Genomic DNA, 13,729 nt, shown 5'->3' on the forward strand with positions numbered 1-13,729 from the left:
AACGACCAGGCCATGTTGATTGGATTCGTTGACCCGTCAAGGATGCGCTTCGCGCAGCCTCAGGAGCCTTCTCACATGCCTCAGCGCTCAACCGCCTCGCCGGTCTTCTGGCTGGCCTTGCTGTTATCCCCATTCGCCGCACACGCCGATGATGCCCCTGCGGGCCCCAGGCTGCGTCCCCTGGACATGGCCGTGCTCGCCGGAACCTGCGTCAACTGCCATGGGCCCGACGGCCGCTCGACCGCAGCCATTCCCAGCCTGCGCGATCAGTCGGCCAAACATTTGCTGGAGCGCATGCAAGCCTTCAAGTCCGGCCGGGCACCCGATGCCACGGTGATGACGCGCTTGATGAAGGGCTATGACGATGCGCAGATCCGCGCCCTGGCCCAATGGTTTGCAGGCAAGGAGGGCAAGTGATGCAGATCACCCGACGCAATATCCTGGGCGGGGCCGTGGCGGCTGGCGCTTCTCTTGCCGCACCCGCCCTGGTGCATGCCAAGGCCGGAGCTGCTCATGTGGTCGTGGTCGGCGGCGGCTTTGGCGGAGCCACGGCCGCGCGCTATCTGCGCCTGCACGCCCCCCAGCTGCGCGTGACCCTGGTCGAGCCTTCGAGAACCTTCTACACCTGCCCGTTTTCCAACCTCTACCTGGCCGGCCTGCGCAGCTGGGACAGCATAGGCCATGGCTACGATGGCCTGCGCGCAGCAGGCGTGGAAGTGGTCCATGCGCGTGCCGACGAGGTGGATGCGGCTGCGCGCAGCGTCAAGCTCTCCAGTGGTCAGGTGCTGCACTGGGACCGGCTGGTGCTCTCGCCCGGCGTGGACATGCGCTGGGGCGCGCTGCAAGGCTATGACGAGGCGGCGGCCGACAAGGCGCCCCACGCCTGGAAGGCCGGCACCCAGACCCTGCTGCTGCGCAGCCAGCTGGAGGCCATGAAGGATGGCGGCCTGCTCGTGATGGCCATCCCCGACAACCCGTTTCGCTGCCCGCCCGGCCCCTACGAGCGCGCGGCCATGGTGGCCCACTACTTCAAGCAGCACAAGCCGCGCAGCAAAATCCTGCTGCTGGACGCCAAGGACAGCTTCTCCAAGCAGGCCCTGTTTCAGCAGGGCTGGAAGGCCATGTATGGCGACATGATCGAATGGGTCAAGCAGTCCGATGACGGCCAGGTCCTGCGCGTGGATGCCGGCAGCCTCGAGGTGGAGACGGCCTTCGGCACGCGCCACAAGGCCGATGTGCTCAACGTCATACCGCCGCAAAAGGCAGGCTTCATCGCCGAACGCGCAGGCGTGACGAATGCCAGCGGCTGGGTTCCGATCCAGGCCGAGAGCTTCGAGTCCTCTCAGGTGGCGGGCGTGTATGTGCTCGGCGATGCCACGATTGCCGCGCCCATGCCCAAGTCCGGCTTTGCCGCCAACACCCAGGGCAAGGTCGCGGCCGCCGCGATTGCCGCCGACCTGCTGGGCCAGGAGCGCCCCGAGGCCTCCTATGCCAACACCTGCTACAGCCTCATAGGCCCGGGCTACGGCATCTCGGTGGCCGGCGTCTACCGCGCCCGGGACGGCAAGCTCATCGAGGCGCCGGACTCCGGCGGCGTCAGCCCTCTGGATGGCGATGCGCGGTTTCGTGCCGCCGAGGCACTGTATGGCGAGGCCTGGTATGCGGCCATCAGCGCCGACATGTTCGGAGCGCCCAGGCGATGAGTCTGTTGTGGGCCGGATTTCTTCTGGGCGGCATTTTTGGCGTGGCCGCAAGGCTGGGCCGCTTTTGCCTGCTGCGCGGCCTGCGCCAATGGGCAGGCCGCGCCCACGAACAAGAGGCTGGCGGTGCCCCCGCGCTGCAGGCCTTTGCCCTGGCCCTGGCCGTGGCCTTGCTGGCCTCTCAAGCCCTGGCCTTCTTCGGCCTTTTCGATCTGGGCCAGGCCCAGATCGTGCGCGCCCGCTTTTCCTGGCCGGCAGCGCTGCTGGGCGGCCTGCTGTTCGGCGCGGGCATGGCGCTCGCGCGCAGTTGCGGCGCGCGCTCTCTGGTGCTGCTGGCCGGCGGCAACCTGCGTGCCTTCGTCACCCTGCTGTGTCTGGGCCTCGCCGCCCAGGCCACATTGACCGGCGTGCTCGCCCCCCTGCGCCTGTGGCTGCAAGGCTTTGGCCAGATCACGCTGGCGCAGGCCACGCTGGACCAGAAGCTGCAAGCCGGCGGGCTCACCCCAGGTCTCTCTCTTTTACTCACCGCAGCTCTGCCGGCCTTTGCCCTGCTGATTTATGCACTGCGCCACCCGGCCCTGCGCCGCAGCCCCGTGCAGTGGCTGAGCGCCATGCTCATTGGCGCACTGGTCGCAGCCGGCTGGTGGACCACGGCCCATGTGGGCGTGGACCCGTTCGAGCCCGTGGCACTGACTTCGCTGAGCTTCATCGGCCCCGTGGCCGAGGGCTTGCTTTACCTGCAGCTCGCCGTGGGCCGCGAGGCCAGCCTGGGTCCGGCCATGGCTGCCGGCACCCTCGCGGGCGCCCTGCTCGCAGCCCTGGCCACACGCAGCCTGCGCTGGGAGGGCTTTGACAGCCCCCAGCGCCTGGCCTCATCCATTCTGGGCGGCCTGCTCATGGGTCTGGGCGGCGTGCTGGCCGTGGGCTGCTCCATAGGACAAGGGCTGTCCGGCCTTTCCACCCTGGCTATCGCCAGTCTGCCCGCTTGCCTGGGCATCGTTTTGGGAGCGCTCGCCGTGATCCGGCTGCAAGCCCATGCAACAACACACAAGGAGGATCTCCCGTCATGAAACGCCGCAATTTTCTGATCAGCCCCCCGGCCCTGGCCCTGGGCGCAGCCGCCACCGCACCGTCCCTGGCGCTCGCAGCGCCCGCCGTGATCACGCGCGAATCGCGCATACTGCCGCGCGAGGGCAAAGGCCCGCGCATCGTGATCTGCGGCGGCGGCTGGGGCGGCCTCACGGCGGCACGCTACCTGCGCGAGCTGATCCCGAACGCCGACGTGGTGCTGCTGGAGCGCAATGCGACCTTCTGGTCCGGCCCCATGAGCAACAAGTGGCTGATCGACATCGTGAACACCGACTTCATCAACCGCGACATGCTGCGCCCGGCCAACCGCTATGGCTATAAGCTGCTGCAGACCGAGGTCATAGGCTTCGAGCGCGACCAGAAGCTGGTGCGCACGGCCCATGGCCTCATCGAGTACGACTTTCTGATCCTCTCGGGCGGCATACGCAATGCCTATGACGCCTGGTTCGGCAACGATCTGCGGGCCATCGAGTACACGCGCACGCATTTCCCCAATGCCTACATCCCGAATCAGGAGATGCTGTCGCTCAAGCAAAAGGTCAAGGACTTCAAGGGCGGCACCCTGGTGATGACGCTGCCGCCGCCGCCCCACCGCTGCCCGCCCTCGCCCTACGAACGCGCCTGCCTGATTGCCTGGCACATCAAGAAGAACAAGATTCCCGGCAAGATCCTGATCCTCGACCCCAAGCCCAAGATCGCGCCCATTGGCGCGGGCTACAAGCAGGCCTTCGAGGAGCTGTACCCGGACATCATCACCCACGTGCCGAATGCCCGCGTGCAGGAAGTCGATCCCTTCAACAAGCGCATCAAGACCGCAGCCGGAGAGTTCAAGTTCGACGATGCCATCCTCATGCCGCCCCACCAGGCGGCGGACATGGTCTGGCATGCCGGTCTGATCGGCAAGGATGCGGCCGGCAAGCCCACGGGCTGGGCCGACATGCACCCGCGCCTGTTCCACGCCAACAGCGATGACCGCGTCTATTTCGTGGGCGACCTCATGGGCCATATCTCGGACCAGTTCGGCCACTACCCCAAGAGCGCGCACGTGGCCAACTACATCGCCAAGATCGTGTCCAAGAACATCGCCCAGCGCGTCGCGGGCCAGGAGGTCACGCCGCTGCTGCCCGACAACCTGTGCTACATGATGGTCAACGGCGATCCGCAGGAAGAGATCTCGGTCAAGTTCGAGTACGAGGTCGATCCCACAGGCAAGGTCATACAGACGCAGATCGACATGGATGTGCGCACCTCGGACCTGGTCAAGGAAGACTTCGACTGGATCAATACCCGGTTCAAGGACTTCCTCGGGGTGTGAGGTAGCTCCCCTGAGAACGTGAACACGCTCTCAGGGGGAGCACGTCCTGGCCACGAGGCGGCTCTTGCCCACCGTCTCCGGCCTTTGTGAAAGCAAAACAATGAATGAGTTTATGAACCACACCACACGCAGAAGCCTGGTGCTGGGCGCGGCGGCCACGGGCGCCGCCCTGGCCTGGCCCACGGCGGCCAGGGCCCAGGCCAAGGCGCCGCTGGTCGGACCGCTGGCACCGAATCCGGCCGAGTTCAGCAAGCAGATGGCGGCCTTCACCAAGGGCGCCACGCCGCTGGCCGAAGGCCTGCTGCTCGATGTCTCCATGCTGGCCGACAACCCCAGCGCCGTGCCCGTCAAGGTCAAGGTGACCCTGCCCATGAGCGAGCAGGAATGGTGTGAGGAGATCATCGTGCTTGCCGACCTCAACCCCTCTCCGCTGGCCTGTCGCCTGCAGTTCACGGCCGCCGCCGGAACGGCCGAGGCAGCCGTGCGCGTGCGCCTGTCCCAGACCCAGACCATCCACGCCCTGGCCCGCATGAAAAGCGGCAAGATCCTGGCCGCCAAGCAGGCCGTGACCGTGGCCGCCAGCGGCTGCGGAATGTGAGCGACAAGGAAGAGCTATGAGCAAACCACCCCGCGTCTGGATCAGCAATGCCACGCCCAAGAAGGGCGAGATGCTGCGCGTGCGCGCCCAGATGGAGCACATCATGGAAAGCGGTCTGCGCACCGACCCCGCAACCGGCAAGATCCGCCCGCGCAACATCGTCACGCACTTCGAGGCCCGACTGGGCCAGAACCTGCTGTTCAGTTGGGAGCCCGGGATCTCGGTCTCGCAAAACCCCTATATCGAATTCACCTTCCTGGCGCGCGAAAGCGGCGAGCTCCAGATGCTGTGGAAGGACGATGCAGGGCAGACCGTGAGCGCCAGCAAGAGCATTGCCCTGGCCTGATGCCAGGGCCGGCCCGGCCGCCACAGGAACTTACTGCCCCACGTAGCGCCCGGGCCTGTGGCTCACGGCCAGAAACACGCCCATGATCACGGCCGCAAGTATCGACCAGGCCACGCGCTCCAGCGGCACCACCCACAGCGCGAGCAGCACCACGCAGCAGTCGATGATGAGCTGCACCTTGCCCGCGCGCATGCCGTAGCGCTCCTGCAGATAAAGCGAGGCGATGTTCGCCCCGCCCAGGCTGGAGCGATGGCGCGCGAGAAACAGCACGCCCGCCCCCATGAGCAGGCCGCCTGCAATGGCCGCGAAGGCCGGATGCAGATAGTCGATGTGGATGAAGCGCGGGCCCAGACCCGTGATCAGCGACAGGCCGCCAACGCAGGCAAAGGTCTTGAGCGTGAAGGCCCGCCCCATGCGCGTCCAGGCAAACCAGTAAAACGGCAGGTTGATGCAAAAGAAGATCAGGCCGAAGGACCAGCCCGTGGCGTAGTGCAGCACAAAGGCCAGCCCTGCCGTGCTGCCCGTGAGCAGGCCCGCCTGGGCGAACATCATCATGGCCATGCCCACAAAAAGCGTTCCCGTGAACAAGGCCTGCAGGTCTTCGAACAGACCATGGCGTAGCGAGGCGGCGGGCGCGGCTGCCGCAGCGAAAACAGAGGATGTGGACATGTCGGGGATGGTGACTGCTTGGACTCTCGGCCGCCCCGGATCAGGTCGGCCGCTCCACCATTGCGGATAGCACTGGTGAAAACCCGAATTCTAAAGAATTTCCCTGGGGCATGCCACCATGATTGACCGGTCTGGGATGGGCTTCAAGGCCCGTCCGGCAGCTTCTCCCGGCTGCCCGTGCGCAGCACGCGGCCGCTGAAGTCGAAGGTCACGGTGAACTCCATATTGCGCGTCGGAGGATCGACATAGTTCCAGTCCCAGTCGGTTTCCTGCTTGAGCTGGTAGCTCATGACCTTGGCCGGCTTGCCCAGCATGCGCCGCACCTGCTCCTCGTTCATGCCGGGCTGGATTTTTTCGAAGTTGTGCGGGGCCAGCACCTGGCGCAGCGCGCTCATCTTGCCGTCAGCCCCGATGGTGATCATGTAGTTGCGGGCGCCCGCGGGCTGGCGGTTGTACTCCAGGGTGTGCGAGCCGTCGGGCTCGGGCCAGACGCGCTCGGGCTCGCCAAAGCGCGCGCGCACATCGGCTTCGGTGGACAGGCCTTCCTCCAGCTCCTTGATCTTTTGCTGGTCGCAAGCAGCCACGGCCAGCAGGCCGAAAACGGCGGCGGCAGCGGCCACCAGTCGGGTAACAAGGCTCATGAACGTGTGTCCCGGTAAAATCGCGGATTCCGTGAAAGGTTTCCAGTCTATGTCATTCTTTCGTCGCCCCGACTACCGCTCCGATACCACCAACTTCATCAACGACTTGAAGAAGGCCAACCCCGAGCTCGACAGCCAGCAGCAGGCCGGTCGGGCCCTGCTGTGGGACAAGAACGTGAATGCCGAGGTCTGGGAAGACCTGCGTGCGGGCCGCGTCGAGCAAAAGCCCTACGTCTACCAGACCAAGGCCTGACACCGTTTCATGCAAAAACAGGCTGAAGCGCTTATCCATCAAGCGCAACCAGCTATTTTTTGTATAGCAAACCATGAGTGACGAAACGGCCTTGCCGGCTTCGCCCTCACCTGCGGGGGAGGACGACATACCAGGCGTCATCGACCAGGTGGCCCTGGCTCGCCTCTATGGCGAGCCCTTGTTCGCCCTGCCCCAGGATCTCTACATCCCTCCGGATGCGCTCGAGGTCTTTCTGGAAGCCTTCGAAGGGCCTCTGGACCTGCTGCTGTATCTGATACGCAAGCAGAACTTCAACATCCTCGACATTCCCATGGTGGATGTCACGCGCCAGTACATGGTCTATGTGGAGGAGGTGCGCAAGCGCAACCTCGAGCTGGCCGCCGAGTATCTGCTCATGGCGGCCATGCTCATCGAGATCAAGTCGCGCATGCTGCTGCCGCCCAAGAAGCAGGAGGACGGCGAGGAGGCCGAGGACCCGCGTGCCGAGCTCGTGCGCCGCCTGCTCGAATACGAGCAGATGAAGCTGGCCGCCATGCAGCTGGGGCAGCTGCCCCAGTACGGACGTGACTTTCTCAAGGCCCAGGTCTACATAGAACAAAGCCTGCAGCCGCGCTTTCCCGATGTGGAGATCTCCGAGCTGCAAGAGGCCTGGCGCGATATTCTGAAACGCGCCAAGCTGGTGCAAAGCCACAAGATCACGCGCGAGGAGCTGTCGGTGCGCGAGTACATGAGCCAGATCCTCAAGCAGCTGCAAGGCCAGCGCTTCGTGGAGTTCGAGCGCATCTTCTCGCCCGAGAAAGGCTCCACGGTTCTGGTCGTGACCTTCATCGCCATGCTGGAGCTGGCCAAGGAAACCCTCATAGAGATCACCCAGGCCGAGGCCTTCGCGCCCATCTACGTCAGACTCGCCTATACCCCCGTGTAGCCGCATTCACCGCAGCCCGCCGCCTGCGAGCCCACCTTCCTCACCCAACCCATGGTTCATGCTTCACGGGATTTCGACGTTCTCATCGTCGGCAGCGGCCTGGCCGGCCTCACGGCCGCGCTGCAACTCGCGCCCACGCACCGCGTAGGCCTGCTCACCAAGCGTGCCCTGACCGATGGCGCCAGCGCCTGGGCCCAGGGCGGCATCGCCGCCGTACTCGACCAGGACGACAGCTTCGCGGCCCATGTGGACGACACCCTGGTCGCGGGCGCCGGGCTGTGCGATCTCGCCGCCACACGCTTCGTGGTGGAAAACGCGCCCGCCGCCATCGCCTGGCTGCGCGCGCTGGGCGTGCCGTTCTCCGAAGAGCAGGGCCAGTTGCACCTCACGCGCGAAGGCGGCCACAGCGCCAGGCGCATCGTCCACGCGGCCGATGCCACAGGCGCAGCAGTTCAGGCCACCTTGCTGGAGCATCTGCGCGCCACGCCCAACATCACGGTGCTAGAACAGCACACGCTGGTGGACCTGATCACCTCGCGCAAGCTGGGTCTTGCAGGCCCTGACCGCTGCCTGGGCCTGTATGCGCTCGACGCAGAACGTGACCAGGTCGTGGCCCTGAGTGCAGCGCACACGCTTTTGGCCACCGGCGGTGCAGGCAAGGTCTATCTCTACACCACGAATCCCGACACGGCCACGGGCGACGGCATTGCCGCCGCGTGGCGCGCGGGCTGCCGCGTGGCCAATCTGGAATTCATACAGTTCCACCCCACCTGCCTCTACCACCCCGAGGCCAAATCGTTTCTGATCAGCGAAGCCGTACGCGGCGAAGGCGGGCGCCTGCTGCTGCCGCCTTGCGCAGGCGGGACACGCTTCATGCCCGGGCACGATGCGCGCGCCGAACTGGCGCCGCGCGACATCGTGGCCCGGGCCATCGATTTCGAGATGAAAAGGCATGGCCTGGACTGCGTACACCTCGACATCTCCCACCAGAGCCCGGCCTTCTTGCACGCGCACTTTCCCAACATCCTCGCGCGCTGCGCAGGGCTTGGCATCGATATCACCAGGCAGCCCATACCGGTCGTGCCCGCAGCCCACTACAGCTGCGGCGGCGTGCTCACGGATCTTGCAGGCCGCAGCGATCTCGCCGGTCTTTACGCCATAGGCGAGACCGCCTGCACGGGCCTGCACGGCGCCAACCGCCTGGCCAGCAACTCCCTGCTGGAATGCATGGTGTTTGCGCGCGCTGCCGCCCAGGCGATTGCCCAGGCCGGCCACGCCAGCCAGGGGCGCCTGGTCCTGCCCGCCTGGGACGACAGCCGCGTCACCGACCCCGACGAATGCGTGGTCATCTCCCACAACTGGGACGAGCTGCGCCGCTTCATGTGGGACTATGTGGGCATTGTGCGCACCGACAAACGGCTGGAGCGCGCGGCCCACAGGATTGCACTGCTGCAGGGCGAGATCGCCGAGTTCTATGCGAACTTTCACGTCTCGCGCGATCTGCTGGAGCTGCGCAACCTGGTGCAGGTCGCGGACCTCATCGTGCGTTCGGCCCAGCTGCGGCGCGAAAGCCGGGGCCTGCACTTCAGCCGCGACTGGCCCCGGACATCCGCTCCTGCAGCGCCCACCATCGTCGTGCCGCCTACCGCAAAGGCCTTCAAGCCATGAGCTATAGCGTCAGGGAAATCTTCTACACCCTGCAGGGCGAAGGCGGACAGGCCGGCATGGCCGCCGTGTTCTGCCGCTTTGCGGGCTGCAACCTCTGGAGCGGCCGCGAGCAAGACCGCAGCGGTGCCGTCTGCCAGTTCTGCGATACCGACTTCGTGGGCACGGACGGCAGCCTTGGCGGCAAGTATGCGCATGCCGCGCTGCTGGCCGCGCAGATCGAAGCCCAATGGCCGGCCGGCGATGCGCCCGAAGCCGGCCACCGCCTGGTCGTGCTCACGGGCGGCGAGCCCTTGCTGCAGGTCGACGAGGACTTGATCGCGGCCCTGCACGCGCGGCGCTTTCGGATTGCCGTCGAGACCAACGGCAGCCTGGCCGCCCCGCCGGGCCTGGACTGGATCTGCGTAAGCCCCAAGGCCGGCGCGCCCTGGGTGCAGCAAGAAGGCCAGGAGCTCAAGCTGGTCTGGCCCCAGCCCGGCTTCGAGCTGGATGCCATGGCCAGCACCGGCCGCTTTGCCCAGCGCTTTCTGCAGCCCATGGATGGACCCGCGCAGGCCCACAACATCCAGGCCTGCATAGACGCCTGCATGGCCGATCCGCGCTGGCGCCTGAGCCTGCAAACCCACAAGATCAGCGGCATTCGCTGAGCCACCGCTTTTTTGTCTCCATGCTGTTCACCATCTCCCAGCGTTTTTTCTTTGATGCGGCCCACACGCTGCGCCGCGAAATCGAGGCCGAAGGCAGCCGCCGCATTCACGGCCACACCTACCACGCCGAAGTCTTTCTGAGCGGCAGCCGCGATGCGGCCACGGGCATGGTGCTGGACCTCGGCTTTTTGCGCCAGGCCCTTGCCGAGGTGCGCGAGCGCCTGGACCATCACATGCTCGACGAGGTGCCCGACCTGGGCACACCCACGCTGGAGAACCTGTGCCTGTTCATCGCACACGCCCTGCCCGAGCCGCTGCGCGAGCAGCTCACGCGCGTACGTGTCTGGCGTGAAGCCCTGGGCGATGCCTGCGAACTCGACTGCCGCAGCCCCGGCGCCCGCACATAAAAAATGCCCCGTAGAGACTACGGGGCAAAGCAGCGGCTGATCCAGGTTCATGGCTTCCCCACCAGAGAGCTAAAACCTTGCAGCCAAAAACATTTGATGCGGCATTCTGAGACTCTCCCCCCTGGGAGAGCAGGGCCCGGGAGGCAGACGCAGCCCCGAGGCATCAGGCAAGGGCCGCCCCGCAGCGAAGATGCCGCCCCCCTCCCGCTTGCGAGAGAGGGGAAGCCGCGCAGCAGCTCAGGGGTCGCTGTTAGAAGCTATGACGCAGCCCGATCTCGTAGCCCGTCATGTTCTTGCCCTTGTTGGGCGTGGGGCTCAGCGACGAGCCCAGCTTGCGCGAGGCATTGTCGTCATTGCTCATATGGGCCACGGCCGCATAGATCTCCGTGCGCTTGGAGAGCTTGTAGCCATAGCCCAGAGCCAGGCGCTGGGAATCGGCCTCGTCGGCCTTCTTGTCCTTGTACATGCTGTAGGCCGCGCGCAGCTCGCCCGCGCCCAGGGGCACCTTGACACCCACGCTGTACAGATCCACGCGCTTGTTGTTGCCGCGATCCGAGGCGATCAGCAGCATGGGCGTGAAGGCGCCGAACTTGTAGGAAGCGCCCAGGTTGTAGGTCTTGTAGTCCACACCCGTGGAGACCGTGCCGCCGCGCACGATTTCATAGGCAGCCGCCACATCCAGAGGACCATTGGCATAGCCCAGGCGCAAACCGGTGGCGCTGGCCAGGCTGTTGCTGCCCTCCTTCTCGCCAAAGCTGTGGCTCAGTTGCCCATACACACCGCCCATCTTGGGCAGCAGGTAGCTGACGCCATTGGAGAAGCGCTTGGGGTTGGAGCCCTCGGCCGTACCTGCAGCCGATCCGCTGACCAGGTTGTGGCCGTTGATGGCGCCCATGCCGGTGTCGCCAAAGGCATGGAAATTCTCGAGATTCTGGTAGGCCGGAGTCTTGTCGCGGCCCAGGCGCACTTCACCGAAGTTGCCCATCAGGCTCACGGTGGAGCGGCGATCGAACTTGAAGCCGCCCGAGGTACCGTCATCTATGCTCAGGCCGCCTTCAAGCCAGAAACCTGCCTTGAGCCCGCTGCCCAGATCCTCCACACCGCGAAAGCCCAGACGGCTGCTTGCGTTGCCGCCCGAAGCCAGGCCGGTCACGCTTTTGTCCGAGGTGGAGATACGGGCCACGGAAGCATCGGCCACGCCAAAAATGGTCACCGAGCTTTGGGCCGAAGCGGCAGCCGCGAGCGTCATGGCGGCAAGGGCAAGAAGAGTTCGTTTCATGCTAGTCAACAAAGGTTGTATTCATTGAGAGCCCTGGCAACCCGGCTGTGGGCCATGTCCAGGGACTGCTGCGATTACACGTAATTCACATGACAAATAAGTGAAATCACGGGATTGACAGAAAAACAACTACCCATGCAATCCATGGCCTTGCATGCCACTTTTGCGGTTTTGTTCCAGGCCCCAGCAGGCCATGGGGCTGCTGCATATAGACTTGCGCACCAGGCACAAGAGCGTGCTTACGCCCTGAGAGCGTGTTCACGTTCTAAAAGGCTCAAGCCCCTGCATAACGAATCCACAGAGACACACCATGTTCCGTACCCTGCTCAAGTCCAAGATCCACCGCGTCAAGACCACACATTGCGAACTGCACTACGAAGGCTCCTGCGCCATCGATGAAGACCTGCTCGACGCAGCCAACATCTGCGAAAACGAACAAGTCCATATCTGGAACGTAGACAACGGCGAGCGCTTCGTCACCTATGCGATCAAGGGCGAACGCGGCAGCGGCATGATCTCGGTCAACGGCTCAGCCGCGCGCCGTGCGGCCGTGGGCGATTTGCTCATCATTGCGGCCTTTGCTCAGGTGCATGAAAAAGACGTTCCCGCCCATCAGCCCCAGTTGGTATTCGTGAACGAGGCCAACCGCCAGGTGGAGTTGCGCCACCATGTCCCGACCCAGAAGGTGTAAGAACGCGGACTAAGAGCACCTTCACCCGACTTTCCCCCTGGAGACCTTCATGCCCCATCTTTATGTGGAGTACACCGACAACCTCGCCGGCCTGCCGGGCCGCGAACTGCTGACCGCCCTCAATGCCGTGGTCTGCGCCCATCCCAGCATTCAGGATGAGGCCGACGTCAAGGCCCGCCTGCTGCGTATCAGCGATTTCGAGATCGGCACCAGCCCCGCGAACCGCGGCTTTGTGCATGTGCAATTGCGCCTGCTCGCAGGCCGCAGCGATGCCGCCAAGAAAGAGCTCTCCGACGCCATGGCCGAGGTGCTGCACCGGCTCACGCCCCAGCCCGCCGGGATCATGGTCCAGCTCAGCGTGGAGATTGCAGACATGGACAAGCCCTGCTACTACAAGGGTCGGCTGTAGCAGCACCCCGGGCTCGCCCCGCTGCGCGCGCCCTGTCTTTTCGCCTCTGGGACAGTGGCGCGCCAGCCGTCATCTTTGAACCTGCGCCGGCCATGGGCATCCGAGCCATGGCGCGACGCCTTTTCATCAGCGTGAGCAAGAGACAAGAAAATCTGCCGCTTTTTCTCTTGACCGCTCCGACAACGCTCTTCAGATACAGGCTCCGCCGTCATGGAGATTGCGCTCCCCAGGAGCACTGGTATACGCCCAGAATGGCCCGGGCTGTGACATCTATCTAAATCCAGAGCCAGGCATCACGCTTCCTCCATTGGACTTTCTCCAATTCCCATGGCTTCCACACTTGGCCTTCTGCCACCCGGTCAATAAACATAAATCTAGATTTCCATTTTTCTGGAAAGACCATCTGATATATCGAAAGCCTAAGCAAAGCAGGCGTGAACACAGACATTCACACCTGATTGCAGCATTCCTCCTGAATTTCAAAGACTCCGGGTTGCAAGCCTTTGAATTCATTGAATTAAAAATTGTTCACTTGGAATATTGAACGCCTCCCTATAGTGTGAGTGCCTTGCTTATGCGCAGCGATTCCATCACTTTCCAAGGGAGATACATGGCACAAGACATATTCTTAAAGCTGACCGGTATTTCCGGAGAGGCGCAGGATGCAAACCATCAAGGTGAGATTGAAGTCATCAGCTGGGCATGGGAGATAAGTCAAGAATCATCCATGCACACTGGCAGTGGTGGCGGTGCCGGCAAGGCGACAGTCAGCGATCTTTTCTTCGACCATTACCTAGATCGAGCCAGCCCCAATCTGCTGAAATACTGTTTAACCGGCAAACATATAGAAACAGCAACCCTCATCGTGCGAAAAGCAGGTGGAAGCCCTCTCGAATACCTGAAGATCACAATGGGCGATGTCATCGTGACCGGGGTCATGCCAGTTTCAGTCAACACGATGCGACTGCCGCGAGAAACCGTCAGTCTGTCCTTTGCACGTGTGAAGCAGGAATACACCATCCAGAACGCCCAGGGCGGCTGCGGTGGCACGGTATCGGCAGTGTTCGATATCAAGAAAAACTGCGAAATTTAGTG

The 13,729-nt window shown here is 64.0% G+C and carries 17 protein-coding genes; 14 read left to right on the plus strand and 3 right to left on the minus strand.

Annotation, left to right across the window (positions count from 1 at the left end; genetic code table 11):
- Nucleotides 1–75: 75 nt before the first annotated feature.
- From G486_RS0106085 to soxZ, 6 genes are all read left to right on the plus strand, one after another.
- The gene (locus G486_RS0106085; protein ID WP_027014739.1) at nt 76–417 is read left to right on the plus strand and encodes a c-type cytochrome; all 342 of its coding nucleotides are present in this window, start codon (nt 76–78) and stop codon (nt 415–417) included.
- A complete protein-coding gene (locus G486_RS0106090; protein WP_027014740.1) occupies nt 417–1,703 on the plus strand; it encodes an NAD(P)/FAD-dependent oxidoreductase in 1,287 nt (428 codons plus the stop codon). The genes G486_RS0106085 and G486_RS0106090 overlap by 1 nt, the downstream gene beginning before the upstream one ends.
- Nucleotides 1,700–2,770, plus strand: a complete 1,071-nt coding sequence (locus G486_RS21645; RefSeq protein ID WP_051303196.1) for a YeeE/YedE thiosulfate transporter family protein — start codon at nt 1,700–1,702, stop codon at nt 2,768–2,770. The genes G486_RS0106090 and G486_RS21645 overlap by 4 nt, the downstream gene beginning before the upstream one ends.
- Entirely contained in the window at nt 2,767–4,104 is a 1,338-nt protein-coding gene (locus tag G486_RS0106100) for an FAD-dependent oxidoreductase (protein ID WP_027014741.1), read from the plus strand. The genes G486_RS21645 and G486_RS0106100 overlap by 4 nt, the downstream gene beginning before the upstream one ends.
- A gap of 112 nt (nt 4,105–4,216) precedes the next feature.
- Nucleotides 4,217–4,702: a thiosulfate oxidation carrier protein SoxY gene (locus tag G486_RS0106105; RefSeq protein ID WP_034386757.1), complete on the plus strand. Its 486-nt coding sequence runs from the start codon at nt 4,217–4,219 to the stop codon at nt 4,700–4,702.
- 16 nt (nt 4,703–4,718) lie between these two features.
- Nucleotides 4,719–5,048, plus strand: coding sequence for a thiosulfate oxidation carrier complex protein SoxZ (soxZ, locus tag G486_RS0106110; protein WP_027014743.1), 330 nt, complete (start codon nt 4,719–4,721; stop codon nt 5,046–5,048).
- Between the two features lie 30 nt (nt 5,049–5,078).
- On the opposite strand, the gene G486_RS21650 is transcribed toward soxZ, so the two are convergent.
- Nucleotides 5,079–5,717 carry a YitT family protein gene (locus G486_RS21650; RefSeq protein WP_034386759.1) on the minus strand — a complete coding sequence of 213 codons (639 nt, stop codon included), beginning with the start codon at nt 5,715–5,717 and terminating at the stop codon, nt 5,079–5,081.
- Nucleotides 5,718–5,860: 143 nt separating this feature from the next.
- Nucleotides 5,861–6,358 carry an outer membrane protein assembly factor BamE domain-containing protein gene (gene bamE / locus G486_RS0106120; RefSeq protein WP_027014744.1) on the minus strand — a complete coding sequence of 166 codons (498 nt, stop codon included), beginning with the start codon at nt 6,356–6,358 and terminating at the stop codon, nt 5,861–5,863.
- 49 nt (nt 6,359–6,407) lie between these two features.
- Here bamE and G486_RS0106125 point away from each other — a divergent pair, with 49 nt between their 5' ends.
- The 5 genes from G486_RS0106125 to G486_RS0106145 all read left to right on the plus strand — a co-directional run bounded on the left by G486_RS0106125 (nt 6,408) and on the right by G486_RS0106145 (nt 10,255).
- Nucleotides 6,408–6,611, plus strand: coding sequence for a DUF3460 family protein (locus tag G486_RS0106125; RefSeq protein WP_027014745.1), 204 nt, complete (start codon nt 6,408–6,410; stop codon nt 6,609–6,611).
- A 73-nt stretch (nt 6,612–6,684) separates the two neighbouring features.
- On the plus strand, nt 6,685–7,536 hold the full coding sequence (locus G486_RS0106130) for a segregation and condensation protein A (RefSeq protein ID WP_027014746.1): 852 nt from the start codon (nt 6,685–6,687) through the stop codon (nt 7,534–7,536).
- Between the two features lie 51 nt (nt 7,537–7,587).
- The gene (gene nadB / locus G486_RS0106135) at nt 7,588–9,204 is read left to right on the plus strand and encodes an L-aspartate oxidase (protein ID WP_027014747.1); all 1,617 of its coding nucleotides are present in this window, start codon (nt 7,588–7,590) and stop codon (nt 9,202–9,204) included.
- The gene (gene queE, locus G486_RS0106140) at nt 9,201–9,848 is read left to right on the plus strand and encodes a 7-carboxy-7-deazaguanine synthase (protein ID WP_027014748.1); all 648 of its coding nucleotides are present in this window, start codon (nt 9,201–9,203) and stop codon (nt 9,846–9,848) included. Before nadB ends, queE begins: the two co-directional genes overlap by 4 nt.
- Nucleotides 9,849–9,868: 20 nt before the next feature.
- Nucleotides 9,869–10,255, plus strand: a complete 387-nt coding sequence (locus G486_RS0106145; protein ID WP_027014749.1) for a 6-carboxytetrahydropterin synthase — start codon at nt 9,869–9,871, stop codon at nt 10,253–10,255.
- A 250-nt stretch (nt 10,256–10,505) separates the two neighbouring features.
- On the opposite strand, the gene G486_RS0106150 is transcribed toward G486_RS0106145, so the two are convergent.
- Complete coding sequence (locus G486_RS0106150; RefSeq protein ID WP_027014750.1) at nt 10,506–11,534, minus strand: porin; 1,029 nt, start codon at nt 11,532–11,534, stop codon at nt 10,506–10,508.
- Between the two features lie 310 nt (nt 11,535–11,844).
- Between G486_RS0106150 and panD the strand changes: the two genes are divergently transcribed.
- The 3 genes from panD to G486_RS0106165 all read left to right on the plus strand — a co-directional run bounded on the left by panD (nt 11,845) and on the right by G486_RS0106165 (nt 13,727).
- A complete protein-coding gene (gene panD, locus G486_RS0106155; protein WP_027014751.1) occupies nt 11,845–12,225 on the plus strand; it encodes an aspartate 1-decarboxylase in 381 nt (126 codons plus the stop codon).
- Nucleotides 12,226–12,274: 49 nt separating this feature from the next.
- Nucleotides 12,275–12,634 carry a 5-carboxymethyl-2-hydroxymuconate Delta-isomerase gene (locus G486_RS0106160; RefSeq protein WP_027014752.1) on the plus strand — a complete coding sequence of 120 codons (360 nt, stop codon included), beginning with the start codon at nt 12,275–12,277 and terminating at the stop codon, nt 12,632–12,634.
- 610 nt (nt 12,635–13,244) lie between these two features.
- Nucleotides 13,245–13,727 (plus strand): Hcp family type VI secretion system effector, encoded by a 483-nt coding sequence (locus tag G486_RS0106165; RefSeq protein WP_027014753.1) that lies wholly within the window; start codon nt 13,245–13,247, stop codon nt 13,725–13,727.
- The last annotated feature ends 2 nt before the right edge of the window (nt 13,728–13,729 follow it).

Source organism: Comamonas composti DSM 21721, from assembly GCF_000429845.1.
Lineage (GTDB): Bacteria > Pseudomonadota > Gammaproteobacteria > Burkholderiales > Burkholderiaceae_C > Comamonas > Comamonas composti.

Bases quoted from the DNA above. Each gene is read 5' to 3' on its own strand.
- G486_RS0106085 (WP_027014739.1), top strand. From the start codon at position 76: ATGCCTCAGCGCTCAACCGCCTCGCCGGTCTTCTGGCTGGCCTTGCTG.
- G486_RS0106090 (WP_027014740.1), top strand. From the start codon at position 417: ATGCAGATCACCCGACGCAATATCCTGGGCGGGGCCGTGGCGGCTGGC.
- G486_RS21645 (WP_051303196.1), top strand. From the start codon at position 1,700: ATGAGTCTGTTGTGGGCCGGATTTCTTCTGGGCGGCATTTTTGGCGTG.
- G486_RS0106100 (WP_027014741.1), top strand. From the start codon at position 2,767: ATGAAACGCCGCAATTTTCTGATCAGCCCCCCGGCCCTGGCCCTGGGC.
- G486_RS0106105 (WP_034386757.1), top strand. From the start codon at position 4,217: ATGAACCACACCACACGCAGAAGCCTGGTGCTGGGCGCGGCGGCCACG.
- soxZ (WP_027014743.1), top strand. From the start codon at position 4,719: ATGAGCAAACCACCCCGCGTCTGGATCAGCAATGCCACGCCCAAGAAG.
- G486_RS21650 (WP_034386759.1), bottom strand. From the start codon at position 5,717: ATGTCCACATCCTCTGTTTTCGCTGCGGCAGCCGCGCCCGCCGCCTCG.
- bamE (WP_027014744.1), bottom strand. From the start codon at position 6,358: ATGAGCCTTGTTACCCGACTGGTGGCCGCTGCCGCCGCCGTTTTCGGC.
- G486_RS0106125 (WP_027014745.1), top strand. From the start codon at position 6,408: ATGTCATTCTTTCGTCGCCCCGACTACCGCTCCGATACCACCAACTTC.
- G486_RS0106130 (WP_027014746.1), top strand. From the start codon at position 6,685: ATGAGTGACGAAACGGCCTTGCCGGCTTCGCCCTCACCTGCGGGGGAG.
- nadB (WP_027014747.1), top strand. From the start codon at position 7,588: ATGGTTCATGCTTCACGGGATTTCGACGTTCTCATCGTCGGCAGCGGC.
- queE (WP_027014748.1), top strand. From the start codon at position 9,201: ATGAGCTATAGCGTCAGGGAAATCTTCTACACCCTGCAGGGCGAAGGC.
- G486_RS0106145 (WP_027014749.1), top strand. From the start codon at position 9,869: ATGCTGTTCACCATCTCCCAGCGTTTTTTCTTTGATGCGGCCCACACG.
- G486_RS0106150 (WP_027014750.1), bottom strand. From the start codon at position 11,534: ATGAAACGAACTCTTCTTGCCCTTGCCGCCATGACGCTCGCGGCTGCC.
- panD (WP_027014751.1), top strand. From the start codon at position 11,845: ATGTTCCGTACCCTGCTCAAGTCCAAGATCCACCGCGTCAAGACCACA.
- G486_RS0106160 (WP_027014752.1), top strand. From the start codon at position 12,275: ATGCCCCATCTTTATGTGGAGTACACCGACAACCTCGCCGGCCTGCCG.
- G486_RS0106165 (WP_027014753.1), top strand. From the start codon at position 13,245: ATGGCACAAGACATATTCTTAAAGCTGACCGGTATTTCCGGAGAGGCG.